The following is a 7,027-nucleotide window of genomic DNA, read 5'->3' on the forward strand; positions in this document are numbered from 1 at the left end:
CGCCCCTTCGGCTCCGGCCTCGGAGCCCGACGAGCCGCACCCGGCGAGCGCCGCCACCGCCCCGGCCGCCGCAGCGCCCGCCACCGCGGCGCGCACCGCCGCGCGTACCGATCCGGTCATTCTTCCGCCTCCCACGCCGCGGGTCGCCTCCTGCCGTCCGGGCACCACTACTACACGAGACCGCCGCCCCCGGCTACGGGACCGTCTGGAACTCCACCTCGTCCGGCGCCACGAGTTTCGCGTCCACGTCGCCGTCCGCGGCGCATTCCATGTCCACCGTCGGCGCGGCCCTCTCCTGGTCGATCGCCTCCTGAATGTTCGGGAGCGTCATGCCCGTCTGCGAGTCGGCCGTCGTCTTCATTCCGGTGGTGCCGCCGTCCTTCCACACGTAGACGTCGGAGCCGTCGCGCAACAGATTCACCGTCTCGCCGTCGGACCGCGCCAGAATCCGGTAGCGGTCCGCCCCCGCGATGCTCATCGAGCCCGGCTGCTCCGCGTCGGTGATCTCGCAGGTGACCGCGCCCCCGCCGTCCATGGCCGACTGCATCATCGCCACCGCGTCGCCCCCGGTGGCGGAACCGCCTCCGGAGTCCGACCCGCACGCCGCGAGCGGCAAAGCCACTGCCGCGACAACACCGATCCCCGAGACGACTCGGACGATTCCACGTGTGTGCATCACGCACTTCCCCTCTGATCATGGGCACCCGCCCGACCGGGTCCCGCTGCAACCTCGGCCCGGCGCTGCGCACGAGCCCTGCCCCCTCGCGGGCCGGCGACGGGTCACACGATGCCATGGCCGCGGGCGGCGCGCGCATCGGCGGGGGTGTTGACGTTGAACACCGCCCGCGCGTCCGCGCCGTGAAGCACCACTCTGCGCACGGTGACGCTCTCGAGAAACCCCCGCACGCTCCGCTCCCCGGACCGGACGACCGCGTCGATGCCCTCGGCCAGGCCCGTCCTGTACACCCCGGCGAGGGGGTGGTCCCGGCCACCGGCGACGGCGATCACGGCGTCCGGTGCCCCGCTCGCAGCGCCGTCGAGCAGCCGGCCCACCACGTCAGCGGTGAGGAGCGGCATGTCGGTGGCTGCCACGAACGCCCACGGGTACCCGGCGGCACGGCCCGCGCGGAGCCCCGCCTCCAACCCGCGCAGCGGCCCCTGGTCGGGAACCGCGTCCACCACCACCTCGGCGCCGACCGGCGCCGGAAAACGTTGGCCATGTGCTGCGACCACGAACACCTGCGGCAACCGCGTGCCCAGCGCCGCGACGACGATGTCGAGCATCGTCCTGCCGCCCCACGCCATGGTGGCCTTGTCGCGCCCCATCCGGCGTGAACGGCCCCCTGCGAGCACGACTCCGCAGGCGACGCCGGCCGACGTGCTCATTCGTTGATCATCACGTCACTGCCCCTGCGGCTCGCGCCACATGCCCCACAGCGACGGCCCGTCCGGCACCCGGATCTCACCGGTGGTGACGAACCCGAAGCGTTCGTAGTACGGCAGATTCCCCCGCTTGCTCGATTCGAGATAGGCGGGCGCCCCCTCCGCATCGCACCGTTGCAGCCGGGAACGCAGGAGGGCCGAACCGTGGCCCAGTCCGCGCGCCGCACGGCCGGTCCCGATCTCCGAGAGGTACCAGTGCGGCTCCGCGGGGTGCGCCTTCGCCAGCGCTTCGTCCACGACGCCCGCGAGACGCGCCGCGCGGCCCAGCGCCAGCAGTTCCGCCGGCACCGACAACAGCTGCGCGGCATGCGAGGCCTGCCATCGTCCCGGCGGATTCCACACCGCCGCGCCGGCGAGACGCCCGGACTCGCCGTCGGTGACCTCCACCCCGCCGAGGCCCAGGTGATGGAACCGCAGACCCACCACGAACATCCGCTGAAGAGCGCCGGGGCGGGCATGCTCGTCCGGCACGATCCAGGCCATGAGCGGGTCGTCGTGGAACGCGTCCGCGAGCACGCGCGCAATATCGAGGACGTCGTCGCCGTCGGCCAGGCGGACATGCACCGCAGGGCGGGATGGGACCTTCTGTGTGGAGGACACCGCACCAGGATGCCACTTCCGCGGCGGCGCGCGCCCGATGAACACGGACTGTGCATCCGGCGGCGCCACGGTCCAAGATGAGGGGCATGGGCCGCATCACCACCCGCCGGCGGATCGTCCGGCGCACCCCTGAAGGGCACCACACCCGCCAGGACACCCTGGTGGTCGAGGAGCCGCTGCAGATCCGCGTGGACGGCGCCGCGCTGACCGTCACCATGCGCACCCCAGGCGACGATATGGACCTGGTGCACGGGTTCCTGCTGGCCGAGGGGATCGTCGCAGAACGCGAGCATGTCCACGTCATGCGGTATTGCGCCGGGGCCGACGACGACGGGACCAACTCCTACAACGTCCTCGACGTGCAGCTGGGCAACGGGGCGGCCGGAGTGCAGAGGCGCCGGTCGTTCCTGACGAGTTCGGCGTGCGGGGTGTGCGGCACCACCTCGATCGACGACGTCGAAACCGTCAGCGCGCACCCGCCCGCGGCCGACCCCGCTGCTGTCGACGCCGCCGTCATCGCCCGGCTGCCCGGTCTGCTGCGGACCGGGCAGAAAGTGTTCGCATCCACAGGCGGATTGCACGCGGCGGGGCTGTTCGGCGTCGACGGCACGCTGCTTCGCCTGCGCGAGGACGTCGGCCGGCACAACGCGGTGGACAAGGTGCTCGGCGCCGCGCTGCGCGAAGGAAAGGTGCCGCTGTCCGGGCGGGTGCTGATGCTCAGCGGGCGCGCGTCGTTCGAGCTGGTGCAGAAGGCCGCGATGGCCGGGGTGCCCGTGGTGGCCGCCGTGTCCGCCCCGTCCTCGCTCGCGGTCGACCTGGCCGAACGCGCGGGCATCACGCTGATCGGGTTCGTGCGCGACGGCGGACTCAATGTCTACTCGCGGCCGGACCGGGTCACCGGCGCGTAGGCGCCTGGCCCTACCCGCCCCGCCGGCCGGCCGCGTCCCGCCGACCACGCGGATTTCGCACGTTCCGCGTGGTGGAGTCATACGGTGTGTGCAAAATCTGCTTGATCGAGCCCGGAGGCTACCGCGCGAGCACGGCGGTGAGCGCGGCGGTGAGCGCCCGTGCCTGCGGCCTCCGCCTGGTCTCCGGGAGCCGCCGAAACTCGCCTCGCCACATGCCCGTCCGGCCGGATCATCAGCACACTTTCGCGCAGTCACGCCCAGGTGCGGTAGGCGTCTCGCATCCCGTGCGCGCCGACGCGCAGCGCCCGCACCGGTGGGCCGAGCTTTCCGACGCCGGGTCGTTCACGCCGCGCGCCGCCGTCGAACTGCACATGTCGCGTCGGCATCGTCGCGTGCGCGTATCCGGGGACGCTGGCCCGCAGACTCCGCGGCGAATTCTATGCGGCGCCCGCACGCCGGCCGCCGCAGGTGATGGCGCTGCCGTCGCGCCTCGCCGCGGCGGCAGCCCCGGGCGAGCGCCGCACCGATCCGTCAGCCGGCGGCGGACGTCACTCGGCCCCGTGGCCGCACCCACAGGCGGTAGGCCACCGCCAGCAACGCCAGCCACACCGCGCCCACGATGATGGCCACGCGGGTATCGGGGAAGTACGCGAGCACCCCGCAGACGAACACGATGAACGCGATCGTCGCGGCCGGCGCCACCGGCCACAGCGGCACGGGGAAGCGCAACGCGGCACGCTGCTCCGGGGTCATCCTGCGGCGCGCGGCCACCTGTGAGGCGACGATCATCAGCCACACCCACACCGTCGCGAACGTCGCAATCGACGCGATGACCACGAACACCCTGTCCGGGATGAGGTAGTTGACCACCACGCCCACCAGTAGCGCCGCAACCATGAGCACCACGGTCACCCACGGAACCCCGCCCCTGGTGAGTCTGCCCAGCGCGGCCGGGGCGTGCCGCTGCTCCGCCATTCCGAACATCATGCGGCCGGCGCCGAAAATGTCGCTGTTGATCGCGGACAGCGCCGCGGTGATGAGCACAACGTTGAGTACCGTCGCCGCCGCGGGCATCCCCAGCGACGTGAAAATCGACACGAACGGGCTGGATTCGGAATCAACCCGGCTCCACGGCATGATCGCCATGATCACGCCCAACGCCAGCACATAGAACAGCAGCACCCGCAACGGGACGGTGTTGACGGCCCGCGGGATGGCCTTCTCCGGGTTCTGCGCCTCGCCGGCGGTCAGACCGATGATCTCGGTGCCGCCGAACGCGAACATGACAATCGCCAGCGACGCGATGACGCCGCCCACCCCGTGCGGCGCGAACCCGCCGTCGGCCCACAGGTTGCTCATACCGGTGGCGCCGTCGTCCATGCCGAAGCCGAACACGATGATCGCCGCCCCGCCCGCGATCATCGCCACGATCGCGAAGATTTTGACGATCGTGAACCAGAACTCCAGCTCGCCGTACACCTTGACGCTGACGAGGTTCACCGCGCCGAGCAGCAGGACGATCGCCAGCACCCAGATCCACCGCGGCACATCCGGAAACCACAGGCCCATGTAGACGCCGAACGCGGTGACGTCCGCGATGCACACGATGACCATTTCAAAGACGTACGTCCAGCCGGTGACGAATCCCGCCAGCGGACCCAGGTGCTTGCGCGCGTACTCGCCGAACGACCCGGCCACCGGGTCGCTCACTGCCATTTCGCCGAGCGACCGCAGCACCGAGTACACGACCGCGCCGCCGATGATGTAGGCGACGAGCACGGCGGGCCCCGCCGCCTGGATCGACTCGGACGAGCCGTAGAACAGCCCCGTGCCGATCGCGGACCCGAGGGCGATGAAGTTGATGTGCCGCGTGGACAGGCCGCGCTGAAGTCCCCGTCGACGTTCGGGTGGCGCCGGGGACGCCTCCGTCGCGGTGTCGGTCATGCCGCCGAGTCCGTGTCGGTCATGACTGGCATTGTCCCCGGCCGGGCTGCGGGCCTCGCACACGCCTGCCTCCGACGTCGCCCGCATTACACCCGCAGAACCTCCGGCGCCCGGACCGGAGCACCGTCACCGTGCGAACCTCGTCCCCTACGACGCGGGGCCGCCGCGCAGGGGCAGACGCCGGTCGTCCGGTTGGTCCTCCGAGCGGTCGCCGGCGCCGAGCCGAAGGCCATGGGTCCGGGCCCGGTGCCTTCGTCCGCGAAGGCACTCGACCGCGCCGGACTCACTTTCGGCGACACGGGCGTCATCGACCACAACGAGGCGTTCGCGGCCCAGACCCGCGCAGCCCGCGCCTGCCGGCGGCTCGCCACGGTCTTCGAGCGCATCTGAGTCCGGTGCACTCCGCCAACGCCGCGCACTGCGTTCGGTGGACAATTGGCTGTTCTCGCTCCCGCCGTTCTCCAGCCAGAAGTCCACCCAACGCGGTGCACGCCCCCTGACAGCCGAGCGCCCCGGCGGGATCCCCGCCGGGGCGCTGCCCATGACCTACCTCACGACGTCACGCGGACTTTTCGCGGCGCTCCTCGCCCGCCGGGCGCGGCACGATCGTAGGGTTGACGTTCTCGCGCACGGTGTCGCCGTCCACGACCACCTTGGCGACATCGTCCCGGCCCGGGATCTCGTACATCACCGGCAGCAGGACCTCTTCCATGATCGCGCGCAGGCCGCGAGCGCCCGTTCCGCGCAGGATGGCCTGGTCGGCAATGGCCTCGAGGGCGTCGTCGGTGAACTCGAGCTCCACCTCGTCCATGTCGAACAGCCGCTCGTACTGCTTTACCAGGGCGTTCCGCGGCTCGGAGAGGATCTTGATCAGCGCATCCTTGTCCAGGTCGGTCACCGTGGCGACCACCGGGAGGCGCCCGATGAACTCGGGGATGAGGCCGAACTTGATCAGGTCCTCCGGCATGACGTCCGCGAACCGGTCCCCTGCCTCGGCGCTGGCCTGCGCCTGCGAGCGCACCTCCGCGCCGAAGCCCAGCCCGCGCTTGCCGGCCCGGTCGTCGACGATCTTCTCGAGCCCCGCGAACGCGCCCGCCACGATGAACAGCACGTTGGTGGTGTCGATCTGGATGAACTCCTGGTGCGGATGCTTGCGTCCCCCCTGCGGCGGAACGCTCGCCTGCGTGCCCTCCAGGATTTTCAGCAGCGCCTGCTGGACGCCCTCTCCGGACACGTCGCGCGTGATCGACGGGTTCTCGCTCTTGCGGGCGATCTTGTCGACCTCGTCGATGTAGATGATGCCCGTCTCCGCGCGCTTGACGTCGTAGTCCGCGGCCTGGATGAGTTTGAGCAGGATGTTCTCGACGTCCTCGCCCACGTAGCCCGCCTCGGTGAGCGCGGTGGCGTCGGCGATCGCGAACGGGACGTTGAGCATCTTCGCCATCGTCTGCGCCAGGTACGTCTTGCCGCACCCCGTGGGCCCGAGCATCAGGATGTTGGACTTCATCAGCTCGACGGATTCGCCGTGCGCGTCGCGCGACTTGTCGCCCGCCTGGATGCGCTTGTAGTGGTTGTACACCGCGACGGCGAGGTTGCGCTTGGCGTCGTCCTGGCCGATGACGTACCTGTCGAGGAACTCGTGGATCTCGCCGGGCTTCGGCAGCGCGTCCAGCTTGACGTCGCCGGTCTCGGCCAGCTCCTCCTCGATGATCTCGTTGCACAGATCGATGCACTCGTCACAGATGTACACGCCGGGGCCGGCGATGAGCTTCTTCACCTGCTTCTGGCTCTTGCCGCAGAAGGAACACTTGAGCAGGTCGCCTCCGTCACCAATGCGTGCCATGTCCGCCGTCCCCTACTTTCTCGCTCGCCCGCGATCGTGCACGTCCTACGCCGCCGCCGTATCACCGCGGCCGTCCTCGGCTCTGCCCTGCACCGGCGGCGCGGACGCCGTCCGCACCGCGGTGGCACGGAACCGGATCTCAGCCGGCCCCGGCGCCCCGTTTCTCATCCGCCGGTCGCCTACCGACGGTACCCGCTCGCCGCCACCGGCGGCGGCATTCGGCACCCGCATGGCGCGCTACCCGATCGCGCCGGCCGCATCTGCGGGCCGCGGGGCCGCCGCCGCGCCG

At 71.0% G+C, this 7,027-nt stretch carries 7 protein-coding genes; 2 read left to right on the forward strand and 5 right to left on the reverse strand.

The window, feature by feature from the left end; genetic code table 11:
• Nucleotides 1–193: 193 nt before the first annotated feature.
• The 3 genes from JJ683_RS18230 to JJ683_RS18240 form a co-directional block, all read right to left on the reverse strand.
• Nucleotides 194–622, reverse strand: coding sequence for a hypothetical protein (locus tag JJ683_RS18230; RefSeq protein ID WP_200176207.1), 429 nt, complete (start codon nt 620–622; stop codon nt 194–196).
• 158 nt (nt 623–780) lie between these two features.
• Entirely contained in the window at nt 781–1,386 is a 606-nt protein-coding gene (locus tag JJ683_RS18235; protein ID WP_200176209.1) for a molybdenum cofactor guanylyltransferase, read from the reverse strand.
• Nucleotides 1,387–1,401: 15 nt separating this feature from the next.
• Entirely contained in the window at nt 1,402–2,043 is a 642-nt protein-coding gene (locus JJ683_RS18240) for a GNAT family N-acetyltransferase (RefSeq protein ID WP_307811046.1), read from the reverse strand.
• An 86-nt stretch (nt 2,044–2,129) separates the two neighbouring features.
• On the opposite strand from JJ683_RS18240, the gene fdhD reads away from it, so the two are divergent.
• Nucleotides 2,130–2,951, forward strand: a complete 822-nt coding sequence (gene fdhD, locus JJ683_RS18245) for a formate dehydrogenase accessory sulfurtransferase FdhD (RefSeq protein WP_200176211.1) — start codon at nt 2,130–2,132, stop codon at nt 2,949–2,951.
• A gap of 531 nt (nt 2,952–3,482) precedes the next feature.
• On the opposite strand, the gene JJ683_RS18250 is transcribed toward fdhD, so the two are convergent.
• The gene (locus JJ683_RS18250; RefSeq protein ID WP_200176213.1) at nt 3,483–4,895 is read right to left on the reverse strand and encodes an amino acid permease; all 1,413 of its coding nucleotides are present in this window, start codon (nt 4,893–4,895) and stop codon (nt 3,483–3,485) included.
• A gap of 21 nt (nt 4,896–4,916) precedes the next feature.
• On the opposite strand from JJ683_RS18250, the gene JJ683_RS19515 reads away from it, so the two are divergent.
• Nucleotides 4,917–5,285, forward strand: coding sequence for a hypothetical protein (locus JJ683_RS19515; RefSeq protein ID WP_200176215.1), 369 nt, complete (start codon nt 4,917–4,919; stop codon nt 5,283–5,285).
• A 169-nt stretch (nt 5,286–5,454) separates the two neighbouring features.
• Here JJ683_RS19515 and clpX read toward each other — a convergent pair whose 3' ends face one another.
• Nucleotides 5,455–6,738, reverse strand: coding sequence for an ATP-dependent Clp protease ATP-binding subunit ClpX (gene clpX, locus JJ683_RS18260; protein WP_200176217.1), 1,284 nt, complete (start codon nt 6,736–6,738; stop codon nt 5,455–5,457).
• Between the last annotated feature and the right edge of the window lie 289 nt (nt 6,739–7,027).

Source organism: Tomitella cavernea (assembly GCF_016599145.1).
In the GTDB taxonomy this organism is placed as follows: Bacteria; Actinomycetota; Actinomycetes; order Mycobacteriales; family Mycobacteriaceae; genus Tomitella; species Tomitella cavernae.

Coding starts and splice junctions, on each gene's coding strand:
- JJ683_RS18235 (WP_200176209.1), bottom strand. CDS start 1,386: ATGAGCACGTCGGCCGGCGTCGCCTGCGGAGTCGTGCTCGCAGGGGGC.
- fdhD (WP_200176211.1), top strand. CDS start 2,130: ATGGGCCGCATCACCACCCGCCGGCGGATCGTCCGGCGCACCCCTGAA.
- JJ683_RS18250 (WP_200176213.1), bottom strand. CDS start 4,895: ATGACCGACACCGCGACGGAGGCGTCCCCGGCGCCACCCGAACGTCGA.
- JJ683_RS19515 (WP_200176215.1), top strand. CDS start 4,917: ATGACTGGCATTGTCCCCGGCCGGGCTGCGGGCCTCGCACACGCCTGC.
- clpX (WP_200176217.1), bottom strand. CDS start 6,738: ATGGCACGCATTGGTGACGGAGGCGACCTGCTCAAGTGTTCCTTCTGC.